We start from the raw sequence: 24,633 nt of genomic DNA, 5'->3' as shown, positions 1-24,633 counted from the left end.
CTGGGCTTTCTATGCTCGGTCCATGGAACTGCGGATCTTCACCGAACCTCAGCAGGGCGCGACCTACGACGACCTGCTGGCCGTGGCCCGCCGCGCCGAGGAGACCGGCTTCGGCGCCTTCTTCCGCTCGGACCACTACCTCAAGATGGGGTCGGTCAGCGGCGATCCGGGCCCCACCGACGCCTGGACGACCCTGGCCGGGCTGGCCCGGGACACCCGCTCGATCCGGCTCGGCACGCTGATGACCGCCGCGACGTTCCGGCTGCCCGGCCCGTTGGCCATCACCGTCGCGCAGGTCGACCAGATGAGCGGCGGCCGGGTCGAACTGGGCATCGGCACCGGGTGGTACGACGCCGAGCACAGCGCGTACGGGATCCCGTTCCCGGCGCTCAAGGAGCGCTTTGACCGGCTGGACGAGCAGCTCGCCGTGATCACCGGTCTGTGGCGTACCCCGCCGGGGGAGACGTTCGCCTTCACCGGCCGCCACTACCAGGTCAGCGACTCACCGGCGTTGCCCAAGCCGGTGCAGCAGCCGCACCCGCCGATCCTGCTCGGCGGCATGGGCGCGAAGCGGACCCCGCAGCTCGCCGCCAGGTACGCCGACGAGTTCAACCTGCCGTTCGTCTCGATCGACGACACGGTCACCCAGTTCGGCCGGGTGCGGGCCGCCTGCCAGGAGATCGGCCGGAACCCGGACGAGCTGACCTGGTCCAACGCGCTGGTGCTCTGCTGCGGCAAGGACGACGCCGAAGTGGCCCGGCGGGCCGCCGCGATCGGCCGGGAGGCGGACGAGCTGCGCGAGAACGGGCTCGCCGGCACGCCCGCCGAGGTGGTCGACAAGCTCGGCCGGTACGCCGAGGTGGGCAGCCAGCGGGCCTACCTCCAGGTGCTCGACCTGGGCGACCTGGACCACCTGGACCTGGTCGCCTCGCAGGTGCTGCCGCAGCTCTGAGTGGTGCGGCAGCGCCGAACGGGCGGCTGCTCCGCGGTGCGGTGTCGCCCCCGGCCCGTCATCAGCGGGTCGGGGTCCGCAGCACGGTCTCCAGCCGCCCGTCGCGGTCGTTGTCGAGGTAGGTGACGTCCGGGATCCCGTCGCCGTCGAGGTCGTACTGCACCACGTCGGCCACGCCGTCGCCGTCGAAGTCGGTGACCACCGCGACGGAACCGTCCAGGTGTCGGCTGACGATCGACCGCGCGCCGCCCTCGATCCGGGGCGGCGGGCCGGGGGTCGGCACCGGCGACGGCGCCGGGCCCGGCGCGGGCGACGGCTGCGGGGTGGGCTGCCCCGCCGGGTACGCACCGGTCGGCGCGCTGGCCGGGAACACCCCGCTGCCGGTCGGGTCGATCTCCTCCTCGGAGGGGTACACGTCGCCACGAGGGGCGGGATCACGGTAGCTGCTCATCGGCGTAGGGTTCCCCGACGGAGCCGACGGTAACCGTCGGCAGGGCAGGGGGAGGTCGCGTGTCGACGCAGCGCAACTGGGCGGGCAACATCCGGTACTCCGCACGGGCGCACCACCGGCCGTCGTCCCTGGACGAGCTGCGTGAGCTGGTCGCCGGCAGCGACCGGATCCGGGCGGTGGGCAGCGGACACTCCTTCAACCGGCTCGGCGACACCACCGGCGACCTGGTCGACCTGTCCGGGCTGCCGGACACGATCCGCCTCGACCCGCAGCGCCGGACCGTCGACGTCCCGGCCGCGATCCGCTACGGCGACCTGGCCACCTGGCTGCACCAGCGGGGGTACGCGCTGGCCAACCTGGCCTCCCTGCCGCACATCTCGGTGGCCGGCGCGGTCGCCACCGGCACCCACGGTTCCGGTGTCACCGTCGGCAACCTGGCCACCGCCGTCGCCGGACTCGAACTGGTCACCGGCACCGGTGACCTGCACACCGTCGACCGGGACTCGGCCGACTTCGCCGGCACGGTCGTCGCCCTCGGCGCGCTCGGCGTGGTCACCCGGCTCATCCTGGACGTGGTGCCGACCTACGACATCCGGCAGTACGTGCGGCTGGACCTGCCCCGTGCCGCGCTGGACGAGGCGCTCGCCGCCGCGTACAGCGTCAGCGTCTTCACCGACTGGCGCTCCACCCTCGGTACCCAGGTCTGGCGCAAGCAGCTCGCCGACCAGCCGCCACCGCCCGCCGACTGGCTCGGCACCAGCGCGGCCGACCGGCCCTGGCACCCGGTGCCCGGCATGCCGACGGTCAACTGCACCGAGCAGCTCGGGGTGGCCGGGCCATGGCACGAGCGGCTGCCGCACTTCCGGCTCGGCTTCACCCCGAGCAGCGGCGACGAGTTGCAGTCCGAGTACCACCTGCCGCGCGCCGACGCCGCGCAGGCGCTGGCCGCACTGGACGAGGTGGCCCACCTGATCGCCCCGGTGTCGCAGACCAGCGAGCTGCGGACCATCGCCGCCGACACGCTGTGGCTGAGCCCGCAGTACGACCGGGACACCCTCGCCGTCCACTTCACCTGGATCGCTGACACCACCAAGGTGCTGCCGGTGCTCGCCGAGGTGGAACGTGCCCTGGCCCCCTTCGCCCCGCGCCCGCACTGGGGCAAGGTGCACACGCTGTCGCCCGAGGCCGTCGCGGCCACGTACCCCCGCTGGGCGGACTTCGCCGCGCTGCTCACCCGGCTGGACCCGGCCGGTAGGTTCCGCACCGAGGAACTGGACCGTCTCTTCCCCCGCTGACCTCTCAGAAGATCAAGATCGTGCTCGATCCGGGATCGAGTGGTCTCGGAGCGGTGCTGACACCACTCGATCCCGGATCGAGCACCGTCTCAGTCGAGGCCAGCGCCAGTGGGCGCCCGGCGGTGACGTCAGCGGCCGGCGGTGACCTGGTCGCGCATGCTGCCGCGCTGCACGGCGCGGCTGATGTCGCTGGGCGAGACGATGCCGACCAGGCGACCGTCGGCGACCACCAGCGCCCGCCCGTCGGCGCAGTCGTTGAGCCGGGGCAGCAGGTCGGTGAGCTGCTCGTCGGGGGAGGCGAGCACCAGCTCGTCGGAGCGGCAGGCCACCGACTCCAACGTCGTACCGTCCCGCTCGTCACTCGGCACACCGCGTACCCGGTCGAGCGTGACCAGGCCGACCGGTCGGCCGTCCTCGGTCAACGGCAGCGCGGTGTGCCGGTATGCGAACAGGTAGTTGTCCACGAAGTCGGCCACCGTCATCTCTCCCGAGGCGGTCTGCGGCTGCGGGGTCATCACGTCGGCCACCCGGATCCCGCGCAGCGCCGAGCCCACCCGCGCCTGCCGCTCCTCCAGGCTGGCCGCGCCGATCAGGAACCAGCCGATCAGAGCCAGCCAGAGCCCGCCGACACCGGCACCGGTCAGGAACCGGAACAACCCGAAGCCGATCAACGCCAGGCCCAGCACCCACCCGGCCCGGGCCGCCACCACCGTCGCCCGGGTCCGATCCCCGGTGGCCTTCCACACCGCCGCCCGCAGCAGCCGCCCACCGTCCAGCGGGGCGGCCGGCAGGATGTTGAATACCGCCAGCAGCAGGTTGATCCCGCCCAGCCAGGCCATCACCCCCAGCCACAGCCCGTGCACCCCGGCGACGCTGAGCAGCATCGCGAGCACCCCGAAGAACGCGCCGATGATCAGGCTGACCAGCGGCCCCACCCCGGCGATCCGCAGCTCGGCACCGGGCGTACGGGCCTCCCCACGCAACTCCGCCACGCCCCCGAACAGCCAGAGGGTGATCCCGCCGACGCCCAACCCGTTGCGCTTGGCCACCACCGCGTGCGACACCTCGTGCGCCAACAGGCCCAGGAAGAACACGATGGCCGCCGCCAGCCCCGCCAGCACGTACGCGACCACCGACCGGTCCGGGTACGACACGGGGAACAGGTTGGCCGACAGGCCCCACCAGATCAGCGCGAAGATGACCAGGACGCTCCAGTTGACCCCGACGGGTACGCCCACGATCCGGCCGAGCCGGAAACTCGCCCTCATGTGTGGCTGATACCCCCACAGGTCGTTTCCATGCCAGCCCGGAACATCACCACTGCGGCTACCTGCCGGTTTCCCGATGACGGTCGAACATGGCGGACAGCTCCGACCGCCCCCGATCCACGACGGCGACGAGCGGACCCAGGTCGATGCCGGCTGGCAAGTGCAACTCCGGGTGGCTGCTGGAAGCGCGACCACAACTCACCGTGTGCCGGGTCAACGTCGTCGGCGGCAGACCCGCGTCCGATGCGCGACGGCATACCTCACCCTTCGTGAGGTGCAGGTACGGATTGACCACCTCGACGGCGCCACCGACCTGCCGGATCACCTCGTTGAGAAGCCCCAGCGTGAAGGGGTGCACCGATCGGGTGGAACAGGCCGCGACCCGAGCCGGCGTCAGTGCCGGATTCAGCGCCAACTGGCCGTTCTCCGGCACGGCGACCTGCGCCACCCGGTGGGTCGCGGCGAAGAAGACGGCGGTCGCCGCGTAGAGCAGTCCTCGGGTACGCGCGGACTTCTCCAGCCGGGAACGCCCGGCGCGTACCTGCTGCGTCGACACGAACCGCGACAGCCCTCGGCGCGGTGAACGATCGATCGCACCGAAGACGGCATCCTGCGGTGACTTCCACTTGGGCTCGAAGTAGGAGACGAGAAGCAGGTCGCCTGCGGACACCAGGGACCGCTCCGCCGCGTACGCGGTGGAGTCGAGACCGCCGGAGAAGAGTGCGACCTCCTCGATCGAGGTGTCGTAGTGGCTTCTGCCCTGATGCGGCAGGGGCGGTGCACCGGGGCGGACGCTGATCCGCCAGCGGTCCGCAGTGAGAGCCCCGACCAGCGACGAGAACAGGTCGAGGGCGTGTCCGTGCCAGACGTCCGCGTGCGTCACCTGGACCCGAAGGTCGATCTGTCGGGTCCAACGGTCGTCCGCCCTGTCGCGGAGGGAGAGCTTGTCGGCGAGATACACCGCCCGAGCGATGTGCAGGAGGTCCTCCGCCCAGGCGGGACGACGCCACGGCACCTCGCTGAGGGTGCAGAGCGTCTCGGGGGCGGCTTCGAGATAGTTCCGGCCGATTCTCTCCCGGCCGTTCTCGTCCCGGGAGATCGGATAGTCGTACGCATAGGTGGCTGGTCTCATGCGGCCCGGTCCAGTCCGTGGTCGCCGAGGCCGACCGCTTCGGCGACCGTCTCCACGAGCAGATCCCGGGCTATGTCGGCGAGGCGGGGCCGTTCGGGCTCCCGTACGGCGGCTACCGCGCAGGGATCGGGGAGGATCTTCACCACCTGGTCGGCGACGAGGCCGGCCACGGTATCGGTGGGATCGAGCGCGAGTACGGGCATGGCGAGCTTGACGTGCTCGGCGATCAGGACGTGCACGAACTCGCCGACCATGCCGCCGAAGAACAGCCGGTACAGGTCGCAGAACAGCTCGCCGCTGATGCCGGTCGTCCGCGTACCGGCGAGAACGCCGCCGTCCCCGTCCACGAGACGTTCGGCCACCCGTCGCGCCGCGCGGCGGGTGACCGCGTCGACGATCAGCCGACCGTCGCCGCCGACCTCGTCGACGAACCGCCGGACGAACTCGTCCTCAAGGGTGATCGCGCTCTGCGTGATGTCTCGAAGCAGCGCCGGATCGGGTCGGCGCAGGTCGTCCAGGACGGTGACCAGACGCTCGCCGCCTGCCCGGCCCGCCTCCTGGAGGCCGAACCGGTCCGGATCCTCGCGGAGCGCGTCGCGCAGTGCCCGTCGGAGGTGTGCTGCGGACTCTTCGAAGAAGCGCTGGTCGCTGGTGGCGAGCTCATCCGGCTGGCTCTTCGGATCAGGTGTCCAGCCGTCCAGGCGGCGCTTGGCGCTGGTCCAGCCGCCTGTGGTCGGACCGGGTAGACGGGTCGACGTGCCCAAGGCGACCTCCCGGAGGGGACGGGAAAGCGCGTGACCGCGAGTCTATGGAAACCGAGCGTGCTTGTTCAAGTGCTCGGTGTGTTGGCCGCCGGTGCGAATCTTCCCCGCCAAGCCGCAGGCGGAACCTGAAGAGGGTCGTTGCCGGAGGCGCTTGCGCCGTCTGTCGCTGTGTGGGCCGCTGTCGAGCTGATGGCGTAGGCGGTTCGACCCCGGTCTACGCGGCGTCTGGCGAGTGCGTCTACATGGTTGATCGGATCGACTCGATCTGGCTCCAGAGCAGGGCTCCCGCCACGCTGGACACCACGGCCGACGCGATGAACGTCGGCCAGGACCTCGTGGCCCTGCGACGGGCAAGGAGAAGGGTGCCGCCCACCGTGGCGAGCGCGACGCTCACCCCAGCAGCGACGAGGTTGCCCAGGGAGAAGGTGTCGTCCAAGACGCGCCACGCCTGGAAGGTGACCACGATGTGCAGCCCCTGGCCGGCGAGCAGTCCCACGGCCGTCCCGGCGGCGAGCGACGCTGGCAGTCGTGTCCCGCACCGGACGGTCGAGCCCAGCCAGCCGAGTGTCACCCCGGCGGCGACGGCGGCGACGAGCCAGAGCACGGAGTGGCGGCCCACCGAGGCCAGGCCGGACATGGCGGCCGAACTGCCGTCCGCCAACTGCCCGGAGTGCCAGCGTCGCCCGTGCACCAGGATGAGCCCGTAGTACGTGACGGTGGCGACGAGCAGCAGCGTGGTGGCGTTGCGGACGGCGCTCCTGTAGTGGGGTGACGCGTACCCGGCCAGCAGGGCTGCCATGCCCCAGACGAAGCCGGTGCTGGTCAGCGTGAGGATGACCAGTCCCGCCACCCCCGGTACCTCGTCGCCGACGAAGGCGAACAGACCGAGGACCCCACCGCCCGTGAGCACCGGCCACCAGAGCCGGGCCTGGCGGGTGACGGTCGGCACCGTAGCGGGTGGGGTCATCCGGTCTCCTCACTTGACCTCGCCTAGGTGGTGGCCGGCGGGCGGTCGGCCACAGGTCGGGGATCTCGCCCGCCGGTGCCGCTGAGCATGCCACCGTCGACCACGACGCTCGTACCGGTCAGGATGCTCATCTCGCCCGAGGCGAGGGCCGGCGGTTCGTTCAGGCGGTGGCCGGTGCGGCGGGTAGTTCGTCGACCACCACCACCGGGCTGCCCTCGGGCACCTCGGCCAGCAGTTGCCGCTGACCACTCGGGGTGAGCCGGATGCAGCCGTTGGTGGTCTGCTGGCCCAGTTCGCCGTCGTGATACCAGGTGTGGATGCCGATGTGGGCGCCGCGCAACCCGTCCGGCACCGAGTCCGGGTCGTCGGGGATCGAGCCGAGGGCGTAGATGTCGACCCCGCCGTAGACGCTCTCCGGCGGTGGGGTGCGACCCAGGACGAATGTACGGCCCAACGGTGTCTCCTGGCCGCGCTGGCCCAGGCTGACCTGCCAGGTACGGCGGGCGACCCCGTCGCGGTACCAGGTGAGGCGGTGCGGCACCCGTTCCACCACGATCTGGTCCCGCAGCGCGACGGTCCGGAAGCCACCGGGCGGCAACCAGGCCAGCTTGCGGTTGGCCGACGGCAGCAGCACGGCGGTCCAGCCCTGCTCACGTCGGGCGATCGGCACGGTGAGCGGCACCTCGCTGATGGTGGGCATCAGGAAGGCCACCGGTCGTCCGCCCGGCCCGTCGTACGCGGCGAGTCGCCGGGTCGGTCGCAGCCCCTCGGTCAACGGGGTGGTGTCCAGGGTGTCCGGATCGTCGGGGAAGCCGGCCGGTGCCGGGTCGTAGGCGATCTCGGGCAGGCCGTCCGGTGCCGGTGCGGCCGACGGGACGATCTCGTCGAGCGGTGGCAGGGTGGTACTCGGCATCTCGGCCCGGTCGCTCGGCCCGGCGATCGGTGCCGGCGTCGACGAGGGCGTCAGCGCCCACCCCGCGTACGCCGACCCACCCAGCAGCACGGCAATGCTCACTGCCGCGACGACCCCCCGCCGCTCCCTACCCCAATCCCCAATCCGCACAACCAACCCTAACAATCCAGACACCCCAAAAACCCCACTTCACCCACCCCGCCCACCACCCTGGACCGAGTTGATCAAGAAGTTCGCGTCACGCCCGGGGTCGAATCCGGACCCAAAGTTCTTGATCACCTCACGAGGGGTGGGCGCGGTGGGTGGGTGGGGGTTAGGGGAGGCGGGCGTTGGTGTGGAGGGCTATGGCGTCGTGGGCGGGGACGGTGGCGGCGAACCAGCCGTTGGCGTCGACGGTGATGACCGGGCCGCTGCACGTGCCGTTGGTGAAGGTGCCGTGGATGACGTCGCAGTAGCGGCCGGCGGGCAGCCCGGTCTGGTACGAGCGGCCGGTGATCGGGAAGTCCTCGTCGTTGATGGTGACGAAGCCCCGGCCGGTACGGCTGAAGGCGATGTGCTGGTAGCCGTTGTCGTACCAGTTGCTGACGCCGGTGCCCTCGGTGGCGTTGCGGAAGCCGACCATGTTCGCGATCACCGGCCAGCGGTGCTCGCACTCCCACCCGGAGTAGCAGGTGGTGTTCAGCGTCCTGTTGGTGCCGTCCGAGGGCGGACCCGCGTCGCGGTTGGTGATGGTGTAGCTGGACATCACGGTCGGTGAACCGTACGGCCAGGCCAGCATGAAGGCGTTGGCCAGTGCGTACGTGCCCCGGTCGCGGTAGGTGAGCACCCCGCCGTCGTCGCGCTGGGTGTCGTGGTTGTCCACGAAGACCGACGACACCGAGCTGGGCAGATGGCCCCAACCCTCGCCGAAGTTACGCAGGTAGGCGAGTCGTTCGGTGCGGAAGACCCGGGCCAGGTCCTTGCCGTAGCGGAACTCGTGCACGTCGCCGTTGCCGGTGTACTCCTCGGGCCGGACCGGTTCGCCGGCACCGTAGATGACCTCCTGCACCACGTACGCGGGGCGGTTCAGGCGGCGCAGGATGTCGGCGATGTCGGCGGCGGGCATGTGCTTGCTGGCGTCGAGCCGGAAGCCGTCCACGCCGAGTGACAGCAGGTCGTTGAGGTACCCGGCCAGCCGTGACCGGACGTACTCGGAGCCGGTCTTGAGGTCGGCGAGGTTGACCAGCTCGCAGTTCTGCACCTCGTAGCGGTCGAGGTAGTCGACGATGTCGTCGTTGCCGTTGCGACCGCAGTAGTGGAAGTCCTGCGCCTGGTAGATGCCGGGGTAGACGTGGTGCTGGTAGGTGGACCCGGCCCAGCCGGTGCCGCCGTTGGTCTGGCCGGACATGTGGTTGACGACGGCGTCGACGATCACCTTGACGCTGGCCGCCTGGCAGGTGGCCACCATGGACCGGAACTGCTCCCGGGTGCCCTTGCGGGATTCGATCCGGTAGCTGACCGGCTGGTAGGCGACCCACCACTGGTTGCCGCGTACGTGTTCCTGCGGGGGTGAGACCTGGACGTAGCCGTAGCCCTTGGGGCCGAGTGTGCTCGTGCACTCGGCGGCCACCGAGGGCCAGTTCCACTCGAAGAGGTTGGCGATGACCTTCTTGCCGCCGGTCGGGGCGGCGGCGGCCGGGGGTGTGGTCACGGTGCCGGGTGCGAGGAGGCCGGCGATCACGGCGAGAGCGATGATCGCCGGGCGGAGTCGACGTCGACGCATCGGGTGCTCCTGGGTGGCGGAGGAAGGGGGTGATGGTGCGACTGCCCGGGTCTTGCAGTCGGGCCTGAAAATTTCAGCAAGGTTACAAGCGTATTTCAGTGCCTGTCAATGCATGGACGGTCGTGACTGCGTCCGGGGAGGCGGCGGAACCGCTACACGCGCCGGGCCGGGGGACGGTTCGACAACTCGTCGAGAAATTTTCGGTCCGAGCTAATCCGACTGAACGCTACGGACGTACTGGTGGGGGGAACAGGGTCGGCCGGCGGTGCGCCGCCGCGAGACGATCGAGGAGCTAATGGCCCGGGCTACGCAGAACGAGAAGGCGCCTGCCGTCCGTACCAGCACCAGCACCAGAGGCATCCGGGTACGGTCCCGTAGCCAGATCCTGGCGCTGTCGGCGTCCGGCATCGCGGCGTTGTGGGCGCTGATGATGCTCACCAGCGCCGGTCAACGGGCGTACGCCATGGGCTTCTTCTTCACGGAGTTCTTCGCCGGTGTGATCTGCCTGGTCGCGCTGAGCCTGACCGTGATGATGGGGCTGCTGGCCACCGACCGGCTGGTGCTGCTGATCCGGCACCGGGTGCTGTTGCAGTCGGCGCACCGGGCCACCGGCATCCTCGGCGTCGCCGGCCTGGTCTTCCACGTGATCACGAAGATCGCCAGCGGCCGGGCCGGGGTGACCGACGCGGCGGTGCCGTTCGTCGGCGGCCGGGGACTCTACGTCGGCCTCGGCACCATCGCCGCGCTGCTCATGGTGGGTGTGCTCTGGACCGGCATCATCCGGGCCCGGTTCGCCGACGTCGGTCCCAAGTGGCTGTGGCGTGCCCTGCACTCGATGGCGTACCTCTCCTGGCCCTTCGGCATCTTCCACGGCCTCGGTGCCGGGCGCGCGCCGGCCACCTGGGTCAGCCTCAGCTACTGGCTCTGCGTGGTGCTGGTGGTGGTGGCGCTGCTGGTCCGCCTCTCGGTCAGCCTCCAGCGTCGGAGCCGCGAGCAGCACCAGGCCGCCGCGCTCAACGAGGCGATGACCGGTGGCAAGTCCACCGAGGAGACCCGGGGCAAGGGCCTGCTCGGCACCCTGACCGGCCGCCGCGCCGAGGGCGAGGACGGTCGGGAGAAGCGGGTCCGGCGCGACATGAGCTGGGCTGAGAGCACCTCCGGCACCTGGGCCAGCCCGACCATCCGGCGCAACGACCCGGAGCGTTTCACCGTGCCGGTGGTCCCCGAGCCGGGCAGTCTGCGCGAGCCGGTACTTCCCGGCCGGGACCGCCTCGACGAGGAGCTGGAGCCGGTGGTGCGGCGTCCCTCGCGCCGCGAGGAGGAGGAGTTCGAGCGGGCCATCCGCCGCGAGACCGAGCTGATGGAGCCGGTGACCAGACGGCGTGACGAGGAACCGGCCGGTCGACGTACGGTCCGGCGCGACGACGAGCTGGAGTCCACCGGGCGGCGCGCGTACCGCCGGGACGAGGAGGAGCTGGAGCCCGTGGGCCGCCGGGTCCGCGAGGACGATGAGCCGGTCCGGCGCCGTGCCTCCCGCCGCGAGGAGGAGCGCGAGTCGGTGGGCCGACGCTCCGCGCGCCGCCGCGAGGAGGAGCCGGAGTACGAGCGCGAGCCGGGCGGCCGACGCCGCCGCGACGACGAGGAGACCGGCCGGTACCGCCGCTCCCGGGTGGATGACGATGCGGGCACCCGCTACTCGTCCCCGCCCCGCCGCCGCACCGACGAGCCGGAGGAGCCCTGGGACAGCCCGCGTCGCTGGGAGTCGAACGCCCCGATCTCGGCCGGCCCGATCTCCGGCGCGCCGATCTCCGGTTCGCCGATCTCGGGTACGCCCATCTCCGCCGAGCCGCGCAGCGGCGGCGGGCGGCACAGCGTGGAGGACGACGTGCCCGAGGCGGAGAACGACTACTGGCGGCCCCCGGCCCGGTACGCCACGGAGGACGCCGTGGACGACGACACCCCGACCCTGGTCGACCTCGCCTCCCGGCGCGCCCGCCGGGCGTCGGACAGCCGCCGCCGTCGGGCCGACCCGGACAAGGTGGACGGTGCCTACTGGGCCGGGCTGCGAGGGGAGGCCAAGTGACCGAGCGTGCTGTCGTCCCGCCGGTGGCCTGTGTCGGTGAGCCCCGGCTCACCGCCGGGTTCGCCGAGTTCGGCCGACTCGACCTGCGGGCGCACGAGATGGTGCACGGCCCGATCAGCCCGATGGAGCCGTCCAACCTGCTGCGTCTCGCCGAAGGCATCCAGCTCAAGGGCAAGGGCGGCGCCGGGTTCCCGTTCGCCCGGAAGTTGCGGGCGGTGCTGGAGTCCTGTGAACGCCAGGACCTGCCGCCGGTGGTGGTGGTCAACGCCACCGAGGGGGAGCCGGCGAGCTGGAAGGACAAGGTGATCCTCACCCGGGCCCCGCACCTGATCCTGGACGGCGCTGCACTGGCCGCGTTCGCGTTGGACGCCGAGGAGATCGTGCTCTGCGTGGCCGACGACCTGGTCGGCCGGGACTCCCTGATGGAGGCGCTGGACGAGCGGCGGATGCCGGCGCCGACCAGCGTGGTGACGGTGCCGCACCGGTTCATCAGCGGGGAGGGCGGTGCGCTGGTCAACGGGATCAACGGGCTGCCGCACATCCCGCCCGGCACCAAGAAGCGCTCCAGCGACTCCGGCGTGAGCAACCTGCCCACCCTGCTCTCCAACGCCGAGACGTACTCGCAGCTCGCGGTGGCCGCCCGCCTCGGCCCGTACGAGTACGCGGCGCTCGGCACCGACGACGAGCCGGGCACCGTGCTGCTCAGCGTGACCGGCGCGGCCAAGCGGCACGCGGTGGTCGAGTGCGCGGCCGGCACCCCGCTGCGCGAGATCCTCGAACTCTGCGAGGTGCCCGACGGGCCGGGCATCCTGATGGGCGGCTACCACGGCAAGTGGATCACCAGGGAGGCGGCGGAGAAGGCCGAGGTCTCCCGCAAGGGACTCGCCGCCGTCGGCGGGACCCTCGGTGCCGGCATCATCGTGCCGCTCGCCAACGACACCTGCCCGCTCGGCGAGGCCGCCCAGGTGGTGCGCTACCTGGCCGGCGAGTCGGCCGGGCAGTGCGGACCGTGCAAGCGCGGACTGCCCGACCTGGCCCGCGCGGTCGACCTGGCGGTCTCCGGCAGCGCGCCGGTGGAGGTGGTCCGGGCCGCCGCCGGTGACGTCAAGGGGCGCGGCGCGTGCAGCCACCCCGACGGTACGTCCCGCTTCGCGCTGTCGGCGATGGAGGTCTTCGCCGACGACCTCAAGAAGCACACCACCGGCGAGGGCTGCGGCCGACGGGTCAAGGGCATGATGGGCCTGCCCGGAGCCCCCGACCCGGATCCACAGAAGCTGGTCCTGGACTGGTCGCGGTGCGACGGCCACGGCCTCTGCGCCCACGTGGTGCCGGACTTCATCCGACTCGACCAGAACGGCTACCCCGCCTTCCCGCCCACCCCGGTGCCGACCTGGCTGCGGGAGGGCGCCTCGAAGGCGGTCAAGGTCTGCCCGGAGCTGGCGTTGCGGCTGACCAAGGCCTGAGCGTGCCGCGACCGGAGCCGGCACCGGGCAGGCGTGTCGCGACCGAAGCGGGGTGCGTGCGCGTGCCGCGACCGAAGCGGGAGTGCCCGCGCGCGGTGACCGAAGCGGGACCGGGCGGGCGGCCGGTGGCCGTACCAGCGAACCGAAGGAGACACCGATGAGGCCGGTCCGACAGACGCGACGTGCCATCGGTCCGGTCGTCGTCCTGCTCGCCGCCGCGCTGGCGGCCGGCGGCTGCGGTGCCGGGGGCTCGGTCGAGGAGGCTGCGGCCGTGCCGGAGCCCCCGCCCGCCTCGGCGTCTGCGGAGCCCGCCGGACCCACGCCCGGTCCCACCGCCCCGGTGCCGGTGCCCGACACCCTGCGGTTCACCGGGCAGACCCTGGCCGGTACGGAGTTCGACGCCGCCGTCCTGGCCGGTCGTCCGGTGGTGCTCTGGTTCTGGGCGCCCTGGTGTGCCACCTGCGCCAGCCAGGCGTGGACCATCGCCGAGATCGAACCCGGCTTCCGCGACACCGTGCCGATCGTCGGCGTCGCCGGGCTCGGCGAACGCAAGGCGATGACCGACTTCGTCACCGAGTTCGAACTCGGCCCGATGCCGCAGATCGACGACCGGCAGGGCGCACTCTGGAAGCGGTTCGGAGTCGTCGAACAGAGCACTTTCGTGATCATCGATCGCGAGGGCAAGGTCGCGCACAAGGGGTGGCTGGACGGGGAGGACCTCACCCGCCGGGTCACCGCGCTGGCCGCCTGATGGAGGCACCGCTCCTGCTCGCGCTGACCGCGGGCATGCTCGGCGCGGTCAACCCGTGCGGCTTCGCGATGCTGCCGGCGTACCTGTCGCTGCTGGTCGCCGGGGCCACCGACACCCGGGGCGCGGTCGGCCGGGCACTCACCGCCGCCGCCGCGCTCACCTGCGGGTACGTGCTGGTGTTCGGCGCCTTCGGCCTGGCGCTGGCCCCGTTCGCGGGTTGGTTGCGTCCCCGGCTGCCGTGGTTCACCGTCGGACTGGGACTGCTGCTCCTGCTGCTCGGCTGCTGGCTGCTCGCCGGACGACGGCTGCCCAGCCTGCGTCCGCTGACCCGGGCGCCCCGACTGACCCGCAGTTGGCCGTCGATGGTGGTGTTCGGCATGGCGTACGCGGTCGCCTCGCTGGGCTGCGCCATCGCGCCCTTCCTGGCGATCGTGGTGACCAGCCTCCAGGCCGGGTCGACCGGACGCGGGCTGGCGCTGTTCGGGGCGTACGCCCTGGGGATGGGTCTGGTGGTCGCGGTGGCCGCGCTCGGCGTGGCGCTGCTGCGCGGCGAGGTGGTGGCCCGACTGCGGGGCGCGGGGGCCTGGGCCCCTCGGGTGAGTGGCTTGGTGCTGCTGCTCGCCGGTGGCTACGTGGCCTGGTACGGCTGGTACGAGGCGCGGCTGGCCGCCGGTCGTCGCGAGGCGCTCGCCGATCCGGTGGTGAGCGCCGCCGCCGGTGTCCAGCGTTGGCTGGCGGCGACCCTGGACAGCGTGGGTCCGGCGGTGCTGGCTGCGGTGGTCGGCGTGCTGGTGCTCGCCGGCCTGCTGCGAAGGAAGGGCACCTTGTTAACGTCTGCGGTAGAGCAGGGGACCCCTGCTCTACCGCACGGGGGCCGCACGCGGCGACCCCCGACGAACCGGTCAGCGCGGGGTGAGTAGGTCGGTGCCGATCCGGTCGCGGAGCACCTCGGGCACCAGCACCGAACCGTCGGGCTGCTGGAACTGCTCCAGGATCGCCGGCAGCAGGCGGCTGGTCGCCAGCGCCGAGCCGTTCAGCGTGTGGACGAACCGGGTCTGCTTGCCACCCGGCTCGCGGTAGCGGATCGCCGCCCGGCGGGCCTGGTAGTCACCGCCCCAGGAGACCGACGAGACCTCCTTGTACTTGCCGGTGCTGGGCATCCACACCTCGATGTCCAACGTCTTGCGCATCGAGGCGCTGGAGTCGCCGGCCGCCAGCAGGCTGCGCTGGTAGTGCAGGCCCAACCCCTCGACCAGGCTCTCCGCGTGGGCGACCATCTGTTCCAGCGCGGCGTCGGCCTGCTCGGGCAGGGTGAACTGGAAGATCTCCACCTTGTTGAACTGGTGGCCCCGCACGGTGCCGCGCTCGTCGGAGTGCGAGCCCGCCGCCTCCCGGCGGTAGCAGGGGGTGTACGCGAACACCCGCAGCGGCAGCTTCGCGGTCTCCAGGATCTCGTCCTGGTACGCGCCGAGGATCGCCGTCTCCGCCGTCGGCAGCAGGAACTGCCCGCGCGGGGCCGACTGCTTGTCCAGGTGGTACACGTCGTCGTAGAACTTCGGGAACTGGCCGGCGGCGAAGCCCGCGGTGTCCAGCAGCAGGTGCGGCGGGAGCAGGAACTCGTACCCGGCCTCGATGTTGCGCTCGATCAACCAGTTGACCAGCGCCCACTCCAGGCGGGCGCCCAGCCCGGTGTACATCCAGAAGCCCGACCCACCCAGCTTGACGCCGCGTTCGTGGTCGACCAGGCCCAGGGCCCGGCTCAACTCGACGTGGTCACGGATCTTCTCGATCGGCGGGGGCGCACCGAAGGTCTTCACCACCCGGTTGGCCTCCTTGCCGCCCGGGACCACGTCGTCGGCGGGCAGGTTGGGCAGCTCGCTCATCACGCTGCGCAGCCGGGCCTGCACCTCGTCGAGTTCGCTCTCCAACTCGGCGATCTGCTTGCGGCCGACCTCGGAGGTCGCCTCCGGCTCGACACCGGCCCGCTTCGCCTGCGCGTACGCCCGGGCCTCGGCCTTGCGACGCTGGCGTTCCCCGTCGATCTCACTGATCAGCCGGCGACGCTCCCGGTCGAGCTGCTGGATGTCGTCCAGCGCCCGGTCGACCTCGGCGGCCTCCAGCCGCTTCGCCAGCGCGGTCGCCACCGCGTCGCGATCCTTCCGGATCAACTCCATGTCGAGCATGCTGCTCCGTACGCCTCCGTCCGGAAGTCGGGTGGACTACCAGATGCTACCGCCGCGCCCGGATCGCCCCGACTCCCGCACCCGGCACACCGATCCTGTTCGGCGGCGCGCGCTCGGTCAGAGCCGGATCGGCATCAGGATGGAGAAGGCGCCCTCGTCGTTCGGACGGCGGATCGCCAGCGGGGTGACCGGGCTGTCCAGTTCGAGCACCAGCCGGCTACCCCCGGCCGCGTCGAGCGCGTCGAGCAGGTACGCACCGTTCACGCCGACCCGCAGGTCGTCGGCGTGGTGCGGGTCGTCGGGGCCGAGCAGCCGCAGCCCGTCGCCCGTCCCCATCCCGAGTACGGTCACCGGCAGCGGGGCACCGGCGTACTCGAGGGTCAGCGTCGGACCGCCCGCCCGTAGCGCGCCGGCCAGCCAGTCGGCGTCCACCGTGACGCGGCGGGTCGGCCCGTGCTCGCCCGCCCGGGGCAACAGCACGTGATAGTCGGGGAAGTCGTCGGGCAGCGCCGTGACGTGCAGCTCCCGACCGGCCACGTCGGCGTGCAGACCGGACGTGGTCAGCGTCAGCCGTACCGCGTCCGTCTCGACGTCCGGGTCGGTCAGCAGTCGACTGAGCCGGTCCACCGCCGCCAGCGGCAGCAGCGTACGCACCGTCGGGCCGTGCACCGCCCCGTCGGCGGTCGCCACCGCCAGCCGGTGCCGGTCGGTCGCCACCAGCCGTACGCCCGTGTCGCCCACGTCGAACAGGACACCGGTGAGCGCCGGCAGCTCCGGGTCGGTCCCGACGGCGAACCGGACGGCGTCCACGGCAGCGGCCAGTCCCGTGCGGTCCAGGACGATCCGGGTGGCGGCCGTGGACTCATCGACCGGCACCAGTGCCCGAATCCGGGAGACCTCGCGGCGCGCGTCGGCCAGTCCGTCGGCCAACCGGCGCAGTTGGGTGTCGAGCAGCCGGTGCACGACGGCCGGTTCGGCGCGTACCGCCTGGGCGATCTCGGCCACCGGCAGGCCGACCCGGCGCAGTCCGGCGACGAGCCGGGCCGAGGCGACCTGGTCGTCGGTGTAGCGGCGGTACCCGGTCACCGGGTCCACCCGGGCCGGCACCAGGACCCCGGCGGCGTCGTAGAACCGCAGGGCACTCACCGTCAGCCCGCTGTCCCGGGCCACCTCGCCGATGCTGCGCAGGTCACGCTCCACCTCGCAGATCCTGCCGCCTCGACCAGGTCGAGGGTCAACCCGGGTGCCGGGCGGATGTGAGGAGGGGGCCCCTCCTATGCACGAGGCGTTAGTAAGGTGCCCTTCCTTTCACCTCACCGGAGGACGCGGAAGGTGAGGCCGGCGCTGGTGAGTCGGGTCAGCAGTGCGTCGCCCATCGCGGTCACCGGCGTGACCTGGCCGGACGTGGCCGGCAGGTCGTCCAGGGCGAGGCAGAGGGCGGACTCGGCGAGCATCTTGGCGGTCTCGTCGTAGCCGGGGTCCCCGCCGGCCACCTCGGTGACCACGCGGTGACCGCCGCCGGTGCCGACGAAACGGATCCGGAACCACGACTCGGCCCGCTGCGCGGCGGTCGGGCCCTGGCCGGAGGCGAGCCGGCCGAGCAGCCAGCGGCGGGCCGGGGGCAGCCGGGTCAGTCCGGCCAGCGCGCCCAGGCCGACGCCGGCCACCAGCACGGTGGGCAGGCGCTTGACCGCCGCGAAGTGCCGGTAGCGGAAGTCCGGCCCGTACTCGGGGCGGGCCTCGGCCGAGCGGCGGACCACCTGCGGGTCGATGGTCGGCAGCGGCACCGCCCAGACCGGCAGGTCCTGCGAGCGGGCCAGCCTGCCCGGCACGGCCCGGACCCGGCGGTCGGTGGGACGCGGTTCGACCGCCCGCCGTTCGCGGGCCACCCGGGACGTCTCGGTCCGCCGGGAGAAGGCGGTCAGCGCCGAGTGGTACGTGCCGGCGGAGAAGCGCCCACCGGCCCGTACGTAGCCGTCCACGCTGATCGGCACGTCGGCCGGGAGCTGCTTGACGGTGAACCAGACGCCCAGGTCGTGCGGAATCGAGTCGAAGCCGCAGGCGTGCACCAGCCGGGCGCCGGTGCGGGTCGCCTCGGCGTGGTGCCGCAGGTACATCCGGTCGACGAACTCGGGTTCGCCGGTGATGTCGAGGTAGTCGGTGCCGGCGGTGGCGCACGCCGCGACCAGCGGTTCCCCGTGGTGCACGTACGGGCCGACGGTGCTGGCCACCACCCGGGCCTGCGCGGCCACCGCCCGCAGCGAGTCCGGGTCGGTGACGTCGGCGGTGAGCAGGGGCAGGTCGGTCAGGGACGGCGTGATCGCGACCAGCCGCTCCCGGACCGCGGCGAGCTTGTCGGGGTTACGCCCGGCGATCGCCCAGCGCAGTCCGGCCGGCGCGTGGCGGGCCAGGTACTGCGCGGTCAGCTCCCCGGTGAACCCGGTCGCCCCGAACAGCACGACGTCGTACGTCCGTTCCGCAGCCATCCCGCGATGATGTCATTCACCAGGCCGGACGTCGATCGACGGCGGCTCGTGCGGGGTGAACACGGCTCGCAGGCAGTCGTCGGGGTGGTCGCGGAACAACGCGTACCCCTGGGCCGCCCGCTCCAGCGGGAAGTGGTGCGTGGCCAGGTGCTCGGTTCGCAGCTCGTCGCGGGCCATCCGGTCCAGCAGCATCGGGACGTAGCGCCGGCCGTGCTGTCGCGCTCCCCGCACGGTGAGCCCCTTGTGCACCACCGCGCCGGTCGGGAACGCGTCGACGACGCGCGCGCCGCCGTTGAGCACGAAGACGGTGCCGCCCTTACGGCAGGCGTGCACCGCCTCGCGCAGCGCCTCGGGCGCACGGCGGCGTCCGGTGACGCGGTCCGCCAGGGACCGGGGCTCCTCGGCCGCCCCGCCGACCGCCTCCACGCAGACGTCCGGCCCCCGGCCGCCGCTGAGTTCGCGCAGTTCCGCGAGCACGTCGGTGTGGCGCAGGTCGAGGGTTTCCGCGCCGGTGTGCTGACGGGCCATCAGCAGCCGGCCCGGGTGCCGGTCGACGACCACCACCCGGTCGGCGCCGAGCAACCCGGCCGCGCGGGCGGTCAGTTGCCCGACGGCACCGGCGCCCCAGACCGCCACCACGTCGCCGGGACGGACCGCACCCAGGTCGGCGCCCATCCAGCCGGCTGGTGCGGCGTCCGAGGCGAACAGGGCCCGGTCGTCGCCGACGGACTCCGGCACGGTGAATGCTCCGACGTCGGCGTACGGCACACGGACGTACTCGGCGTGGCTGCCGGCGAAGCCACCGGCGGCCCGGGGCTGACCGAAGCAGCCCGCGACCGGATGCCCCCACTCCGCCTCCCCGGCGGCCGGCTCGGTGCTGCCGTTGTCGCAACACCCCGGCAGCCCGCGTCGGCAGTACCAGCAGGCGCCGCAGGCCACCGAGGCGCAGACCACCACCCGGTCGCCGACCCGGTGACGGCGGACCGCCGGACCCACCTCCAGCACGTCGCCGAGGAACTCGTGGCCGAGCACGTCGCCGGGGGAGAGACCGGGTGCCCGCCCGGCGAGCAGCGACAGGTCGTCGCCGCAGGTGGCGCTGCGGCGTACCCGGACGATCATGTCCTGGTCGTTGCGCAGCTCCGGGTCCGGGACCTGGCGCACGGCCAGTTCCCCGCCGGAGGTCCAGCACAGCGCCCTCATCCCGGCGGGCGCGCCGGTCGGTCGGTGGACGGTCGGTCGGCGCGCAACACCTCACCGGCCTCGGCGATCTGCTTGACCTGCCACAACGCCCGGCGGACCAGGAGCTGCGGGTCGTCGCCGACCAGATGTGCGGCGAACCCGGGCACGGCGGTGTTGGGCAGCGGGCGGGCGGCCAGCTCGACGCCCCGGCCACCGGGCGCGGTACGCAGCCGGACGTCCACCGCGCCGTCGAGCCGACGCAGCGGCTCGGGCCAGCCGCGTGTCGGCAGCACCTGCTCCGCCGGCCGGTCGACCGTCACCACCTGCCAGCGCCCGACCCGGGCACCGGCGTGGCCACCGCCGCGTGCGGTCCAGCGCCGCGCGATCACCGCGCGGGCGGTACGGGCCGCCCCCTGACCGAGGACGCCGGCCACCGCGACGACCGTCCTGACCCGTCCCACTTCGCACCTCCGGATCCGTGTCCGCCCCGATCGTCCGGATCGGCGGCCCGACCAGCGGACGGAACCTCCCCACGTTCGCCCGGGGTCAGGTGAACCCGGCTCGCCCCGAAGGGGTGAACCGCTGCCGGAGGGGTAACCGCTCGCCGCAGGACCGGGGAGGAGTACGCGTCCGTGGGGGTGGGCCGGATGCCGGATGACCGCAGCACCGTACGGACCGCCGGGGCGGTCGGCGTACCGGCCGGCCCGCCCCTGCTGGCGTCGCGGCTGACGCCTGCCGTACTCCCGAGACCGGTGGTGCTGCGTCCCCGACTGGCCCGGCTGCTGGACGAGGGCGTGGCGTCGCCGGTCACGCTGGTCCGCGCGCCCGCCGGGTGGGGCAAGACCACTCTGCTCGCGTCGTGGCGGCAGCAGGCCGTGACCGGGGCCGACCCGCACACCTCGGCACCGGCCTGGATCTCGGTGGAGGCCGGCGACGACAGTGACCGTCTCTGGTCGTACCTGTCGGCGGCGCTACGGTCGGTCACCGATCCGGGAGCGGATCCGGCCGCGACACCGGTGCCCGACCGGGCCCCGCGCCCGGACGAGCTGGAGGTGCTCGCCGCCGCCCTGGCCGCCCGGGAACGACCCGTGGTGCTGATCCTGGACGACCTGCACCGCGTCACCGATCCGGCCGCCCTGGCCGGACTGGAGTTCCTGCTGCGCCACACCGGGCAGCGGCTGCGCGTGGTGGCGGCCGGACGTGCCGGTCTGCCGCTGGCGGTGCACCGGCTCCGGCTGGCCGGTGAACTGACCGAGATCGGTCCGGCCGATCTGGCCTTCACCACCGACGAGGTGGCCGACCTGCTGACCGTGCACGGGGTGGCGGTGCCGGCCGCCGCCGTCGAGCGGCTGCGCGGACGTACCGAGGGGTGGGCGGCGGCGTTGCGGATCGCCGCGCTCGGGCTGCACGGCCAGCCGGACCCGGACCGGTGGATCAGCCAGCTCGGCGCGGACCAACCGGAGGTCGCCGGTTATCTGCGCGAGGAGGTGCTCGCCGGGCTGGACCCGGCCGACCGGGACCTGCTGCGCCGGGCGGCGGTCACCGACACGGTCTGCGCCGGGCTGGCGGAGGCGCTGACCGGCGACACCGACGCCGAGGGGCGGCTCGGCGCGCTCGCCGAGGACGCCGGGCTGCTGCACCCCGACGGTGGGCGTCCGGTGTGGTACCGCTGCCATCCGCTCCTGGCCGACCTGCTGCACCGCGAACTGGCCCGGCTGCCCGCCGAGGAGCAGCGGGACCTGCACGGCCGCGCGGCGAGCTGGTATGCCGACAACAGTCGACCGGCCGACGCGCTGCGGCACGCGCTCGTCGCCGGGGACTGGACGAGGGCGACCGACCTGTTCGTGACCGACTGGCCGGAGTTGACGTACGACCGGGGCGGCCCCTCCGGTCCGGTACCCGCACCACCCCCGGCGGAGGCGGTGTCGCGCGACCCGGAACTGGCGCTGGCCTGTGCCGCCCAGCGGGCCCTCGACGGCGACACCGACGCGGCCCATCAGCATCTGCGGCTGGCCGCCGGGCACGCCCGCGCCCTGCCGGAGCCGCGCCGTGGCCGGTTCGCCCGGCTGGTCGCCGCCGTGGAGCTCACCCTGGCCCGGCTGGCCGGTGACCCCGAGGCGGTACGCGTCGCCGTCACCCGCCTACTCGCCACCCGCCCCGAGGCCGCGCGATCCGCCGCCGCATCCTCTGCCGCCGCATCGCCCGCCATCGCGGAGCCCGCCGTCGGGGCGGCCACTGCCGGGCGGCTCGACCTCACCGCCCCGGACGAGGGTGCGGCGGTACGCGTTGAGCGCCCACGGTCGGGCACCGGGGACGACGCCGACGTGCGGGCGGTGGCCGGTACCGCCTCGGCTCTGCTCGCCCTCGACGACGGTGACCTGGCCGGCGCGGCGAGCGGGTTCGCGACGGCGCGGGCGGCAGCCCGGTCGGCCGGTCGCCCGCGCACCGAACTGGTCTGCGCCAGCCGGTGGGCGCTGCTCGCGGCGCTGCGCGGTGAGCTGCGCGCGGCCGAGGAGGCGGCCCGTGTCGCGCTCGCCCTGCCGCCCTGTCAGGGCTGGTCGGCGCAGCTCGACTGCGGGTACGCCTACCTGGCGTTGGCCCTGGTGGCGGTGCACCGGGACCAGGCCACGGAGGCCGAGGCGAACCTGACCCTGGCGGCACCGGCGGGCGCGGAGGCGACGGCCGGCGCGGTGGCGGCCTGGTGCCGGGCGTACCTGCGCGGCGACGAGGGTGATCTCGCCGTGGCACACCGGCTGCTGGTGGAGGCCCGGACCCACTGGTCCGGCCGGGGCGGTGAACTGGACGCCCGGCTGCGGGCGGCCGAGGCGGACCTGCACCGCGCCCGGGGCGACCTGCCGACGGCACGGGACCTGGCCGGTGACCCACCGGCGGCGGCACCGTTGGCGGTGGCCGCCGCCCGGGTCGCACTGCGGGCCGGTGATCCGCGCGCCGCCGCCCGCCTGCTGCCGGACTGGGCGTCGTCGGTCGACTGGCCGCTGCCGGTACGCCTGGACGCCGCACTACTGGAGGCGGTGCTCGCGGCCCGCGAAGGCGACGGTCGGCGGGCCGGCCGGACCGTGGAACAGGCGCTCGACCTGGCGGCCCCGGACGGGTACCGGCGGCCGTTCACCCGGGCCGAGCCGGGGCTGCGGGACCTGCTCGCCGCCCATCTGGACTCCGGTACGGCGCACTGGCCGATGGTCAGCGACCTGGTCCGCGCCGTCGAGGTGCCCGACGAGCGGGGTGCGGCGGACGGGCCGGTGGCGGCACTCGACGAGCCGTTGACCGAACGGGAGCTGACCATCCTGCGGTACCTGCAGAGCATCCTGTCCAACGTGGAGATCGCGGCCGAGCTGTCCGTCTCGGTGAACACCGTCAAGACGCACGTCCGCAACATCTATCGCAAGCTGGACGCCACCCGCCGCCGCGACGCGGTCCGCCGGGCCCGCCAACTGCGCCTCATCTGACCCCGCACGAGTCGGACGCCGGACGCGGATCCGACGCCCGGACACGACGGTGGCGGGTGAGCACTCACCCGCCACCGTCGCCACCGCCTCGGCCACGGTCAGCCGGTGGCGTCGTCGACCACGGTCAGGAGGGTGCCCAGGTCGACGTCGCCGTCGTGGCGGTCGCCGTTGACGAACAGGGTGGGACTGGCGTCCACGCCGCTGCGGATCGCGCCGACGAAGTCCTGCCGGATGCGGTCGCCACCGGCGTGCCGCCCGATCTCCGCGTCCACCTCGTCGACCGGCAGGCCGAGCTGCTCGATGCCGAGTGTCAGGTGCACCGGGTCGAGCTGGTCCTGGTGTTCGTAGAGCCAGTCGTGCATCTCCCAGAACCGTCCGCGTCGGCCGGCGGCCTCGGCCGCCTCGGCGGCCCGCTCGGCGTACGGGTGGATGTTCGCGATCGGGAAGTGCCGGTAGACGAGCCGGACGGTCTCCGCCCGCTGCCGCAGCACCTCCTGGAGGTTGCGGTGGGCCGTGCCGCAGAACGGGCACTGGAAGTCGCCGTACTCGACGATCGTCACCGGCGCGTCCACCGGGCCCCGGACGTGGTCGTGCTCCGTGACGGGTGTGCGGAGCCGCGCAGTGACCTGCAGTGGCGTGGTCAGCCGATCGGTCATGTCCGCCAGTCTGCTGCCCGGCCGGGTGAGGCGCGGTCACCCGGCCGGGGTGGTTGCCGTCGACCGAGTGACTCAGCCCAGCACCGGGGCGACCGCGATGTGGTTCTGCACCTCGCGGATGCCGGGCGCGGACCAGACGACCCGTTCGACCTCGGCGCGCTCGGGCATCGAGTGCACCAATCCGCCCAGCAGCACCGTGTCGCCGTGCACGCGTACCGTGACCTGCTCGGCCTCGGTGGCCTGGTTGCGGGCCAGCGCGTCGACGATCCGTTGGACCAGCACGTCGCCGTCGGGGCGTACCGTGGGCCGGACGGCGAGACCGTCGCTCACCCCGCGTACGCCGTCGAGACCGGCGACCGCCTGCTGGGCGGCCCGGCGCTGGTACTCCCACTCGACCTCGCCGTGCAGGGTGACCCAGCCCTGGGAGACCGTCACGTCGATCTGCTCGACCGGCACGAACGCGTGCCACTGGAGGGCGTGGGTCACCGCGGCGGCGATCTGCGGATCGGTGCGCTCCGCGCCGGTGGCCGTGTGCACGGCGAGGTCGTTGGCGACGGCCCGGACCTGGGCGACCCGGTGGGCGGCCCGTTCCGCCGCCCACTTCCTGGCGTAGCCGTCGACCCGTCCGGTCAGCGTCACCACGCCCTCCGCGACGCTCACCCCGATCTCGTGCGGCCGGACCCGGGGCTCCCAGTCGAGTTCGTCGAGCACCGCGGTCCGGATGTGCTCGTCGGTGCGTTGGATCGTCGAGATGCCGACCATCTCCTCGCTCCTCTCGCGGTGGCGGGTGCGGACCGACACCGGTCCGCCGGGACCGAGCCTGGCGGGGGGCCGGGTGATCCGGCCTCACCCGGGTCGGGC

Annotated in this window: 21 protein-coding genes; 7 read left to right on the top strand and 14 right to left on the bottom strand. The window is 73.1% G+C overall.

Annotation, left to right across the window (positions count from 1 at the left end; genetic code table 11):
- The first annotated feature begins 22 nt into the window (after positions 1-22).
- A complete protein-coding gene (locus ACIBMZ_RS13665) occupies positions 23-952 on the top strand; it encodes an LLM class F420-dependent oxidoreductase (RefSeq protein WP_396693403.1) in 930 nt (309 codons plus the stop codon).
- Positions 953-1,013: 61 nt separating this feature from the next.
- Here ACIBMZ_RS13665 and ACIBMZ_RS13660 read toward each other — a convergent pair whose 3' ends face one another.
- Positions 1,014-1,403, bottom strand: coding sequence for a thrombospondin type 3 repeat-containing protein (locus ACIBMZ_RS13660; protein WP_396693401.1), 390 nt, complete (start codon positions 1,401-1,403; stop codon positions 1,014-1,016).
- Positions 1,404-1,462: 59 nt separating this feature from the next.
- On the opposite strand from ACIBMZ_RS13660, the gene ACIBMZ_RS13655 reads away from it, so the two are divergent.
- Positions 1,463-2,698, top strand: a complete 1,236-nt coding sequence (locus ACIBMZ_RS13655; RefSeq protein ID WP_396693399.1) for a D-arabinono-1,4-lactone oxidase — start codon at positions 1,463-1,465, stop codon at positions 2,696-2,698.
- Positions 2,699-2,826: 128 nt separating this feature from the next.
- Here the strand turns inward: ACIBMZ_RS13655 and ACIBMZ_RS13650 are convergent, their stop codons facing one another.
- The 6 genes from ACIBMZ_RS13650 to ACIBMZ_RS13625 form a co-directional block, all read right to left on the bottom strand.
- Complete coding sequence (locus ACIBMZ_RS13650) at positions 2,827-3,966, bottom strand: site-2 protease family protein (RefSeq protein ID WP_396693397.1); 1,140 nt, start codon at positions 3,964-3,966, stop codon at positions 2,827-2,829.
- 58 nt (positions 3,967-4,024) lie between these two features.
- Positions 4,025-5,098, bottom strand: a complete 1,074-nt coding sequence (locus ACIBMZ_RS13645; RefSeq protein ID WP_396693396.1) for a hypothetical protein — start codon at positions 5,096-5,098, stop codon at positions 4,025-4,027.
- Entirely contained in the window at positions 5,095-5,862 is a 768-nt protein-coding gene (locus ACIBMZ_RS13640) for a hypothetical protein (protein ID WP_396693394.1), read from the bottom strand. The genes ACIBMZ_RS13645 and ACIBMZ_RS13640 overlap by 4 nt, the downstream gene beginning before the upstream one ends.
- 238 nt (positions 5,863-6,100) lie before the next feature.
- Positions 6,101-6,829 carry a hypothetical protein gene (locus ACIBMZ_RS13635; protein ID WP_396693392.1) on the bottom strand — a complete coding sequence of 243 codons (729 nt, stop codon included), beginning with the start codon at positions 6,827-6,829 and terminating at the stop codon, positions 6,101-6,103.
- 160 nt (positions 6,830-6,989) lie between these two features.
- Positions 6,990-7,844, bottom strand: coding sequence for a L,D-transpeptidase (locus ACIBMZ_RS13630; RefSeq protein ID WP_396693390.1), 855 nt, complete (start codon positions 7,842-7,844; stop codon positions 6,990-6,992).
- 211 nt (positions 7,845-8,055) lie between these two features.
- Positions 8,056-9,504 (bottom strand): alpha-amylase family protein, encoded by a 1,449-nt coding sequence (locus ACIBMZ_RS13625; RefSeq protein ID WP_396693388.1) that lies wholly within the window; start codon positions 9,502-9,504, stop codon positions 8,056-8,058.
- Between the two features lie 265 nt (positions 9,505-9,769).
- Between ACIBMZ_RS13625 and ACIBMZ_RS13620 the strand changes: the two genes are divergently transcribed.
- The 4 genes from ACIBMZ_RS13620 (at position 9,770) to ACIBMZ_RS13605 (ending at position 14,721) form a co-directional block, all read left to right on the top strand.
- Positions 9,770-11,587, top strand: coding sequence for a hypothetical protein (locus ACIBMZ_RS13620; RefSeq protein ID WP_396693386.1), 1,818 nt, complete (start codon positions 9,770-9,772; stop codon positions 11,585-11,587).
- Entirely contained in the window at positions 11,584-13,050 is a 1,467-nt protein-coding gene (locus ACIBMZ_RS13615; protein WP_396693385.1) for an NADH-ubiquinone oxidoreductase-F iron-sulfur binding region domain-containing protein, read from the top strand. Before ACIBMZ_RS13620 ends, ACIBMZ_RS13615 begins: the two co-directional genes overlap by 4 nt.
- Positions 13,051-13,207: 157 nt before the next feature.
- The gene (locus tag ACIBMZ_RS13610; protein ID WP_396693383.1) at positions 13,208-13,801 is read left to right on the top strand and encodes a TlpA family protein disulfide reductase; all 594 of its coding nucleotides are present in this window, start codon (positions 13,208-13,210) and stop codon (positions 13,799-13,801) included.
- Positions 13,798-14,721 carry a cytochrome c biogenesis CcdA family protein gene (locus tag ACIBMZ_RS13605; protein WP_396693541.1) on the top strand — a complete coding sequence of 308 codons (924 nt, stop codon included), beginning with the start codon at positions 13,798-13,800 and terminating at the stop codon, positions 14,719-14,721. The genes ACIBMZ_RS13610 and ACIBMZ_RS13605 overlap by 4 nt, the downstream gene beginning before the upstream one ends.
- On the opposite strand, the gene serS is transcribed toward ACIBMZ_RS13605, so the two are convergent.
- The 5 genes from serS to ACIBMZ_RS13580 form a co-directional block, all read right to left on the bottom strand.
- Positions 14,704-15,984 (bottom strand): serine--tRNA ligase, encoded by a 1,281-nt coding sequence (gene serS, locus ACIBMZ_RS13600; protein ID WP_396693381.1) that lies wholly within the window; start codon positions 15,982-15,984, stop codon positions 14,704-14,706. The two genes, ACIBMZ_RS13605 and serS, sit on opposite strands and share 18 nt — an antisense overlap.
- A 117-nt stretch (positions 15,985-16,101) precedes the next feature.
- Positions 16,102-17,172 carry a MerR family transcriptional regulator gene (locus ACIBMZ_RS13595; protein WP_396693540.1) on the bottom strand — a complete coding sequence of 357 codons (1,071 nt, stop codon included), beginning with the start codon at positions 17,170-17,172 and terminating at the stop codon, positions 16,102-16,104.
- 125 nt (positions 17,173-17,297) lie between these two features.
- Positions 17,298-18,470, bottom strand: coding sequence for a saccharopine dehydrogenase family protein (locus tag ACIBMZ_RS13590; RefSeq protein WP_396693379.1), 1,173 nt, complete (start codon positions 18,468-18,470; stop codon positions 17,298-17,300).
- A 12-nt stretch (positions 18,471-18,482) separates the two neighbouring features.
- Positions 18,483-19,670, bottom strand: coding sequence for an alcohol dehydrogenase catalytic domain-containing protein (locus ACIBMZ_RS13585; protein ID WP_396693377.1), 1,188 nt, complete (start codon positions 19,668-19,670; stop codon positions 18,483-18,485).
- A complete protein-coding gene (locus ACIBMZ_RS13580) occupies positions 19,667-20,038 on the bottom strand; it encodes a hypothetical protein (protein WP_396693538.1) in 372 nt (123 codons plus the stop codon). Before ACIBMZ_RS13580 ends, ACIBMZ_RS13585 begins: the two co-directional genes overlap by 4 nt.
- 258 nt (positions 20,039-20,296) lie before the next feature.
- On the opposite strand from ACIBMZ_RS13580, the gene ACIBMZ_RS13575 reads away from it, so the two are divergent.
- Positions 20,297-23,116: a LuxR C-terminal-related transcriptional regulator gene (locus ACIBMZ_RS13575; protein ID WP_396693375.1), complete on the top strand. Its 2,820-nt coding sequence runs from the start codon at positions 20,297-20,299 to the stop codon at positions 23,114-23,116.
- 98 nt (positions 23,117-23,214) lie between these two features.
- On the opposite strand, the gene ACIBMZ_RS13570 is transcribed toward ACIBMZ_RS13575, so the two are convergent.
- Both ACIBMZ_RS13570 and ACIBMZ_RS13565 read right to left on the bottom strand, forming a co-directional pair.
- Positions 23,215-23,760, bottom strand: coding sequence for a DsbA family protein (locus ACIBMZ_RS13570; RefSeq protein WP_396693536.1), 546 nt, complete (start codon positions 23,758-23,760; stop codon positions 23,215-23,217).
- Between the two features lie 84 nt (positions 23,761-23,844).
- Positions 23,845-24,534: a BON domain-containing protein gene (locus ACIBMZ_RS13565; protein ID WP_396693373.1), complete on the bottom strand. Its 690-nt coding sequence runs from the start codon at positions 24,532-24,534 to the stop codon at positions 23,845-23,847.
- Positions 24,535-24,633 lie beyond the last annotated feature (99 nt).

Source organism: Micromonospora sp. NPDC049900, from assembly GCF_044461025.1.
Taxonomy (GTDB): domain Bacteria; phylum Actinomycetota; class Actinomycetes; order Mycobacteriales; family Micromonosporaceae; genus Micromonospora.
Note: the sequence above shows the minus strand (reverse complement) of the source record. Positions and strands in the feature narration are given on the sequence as shown.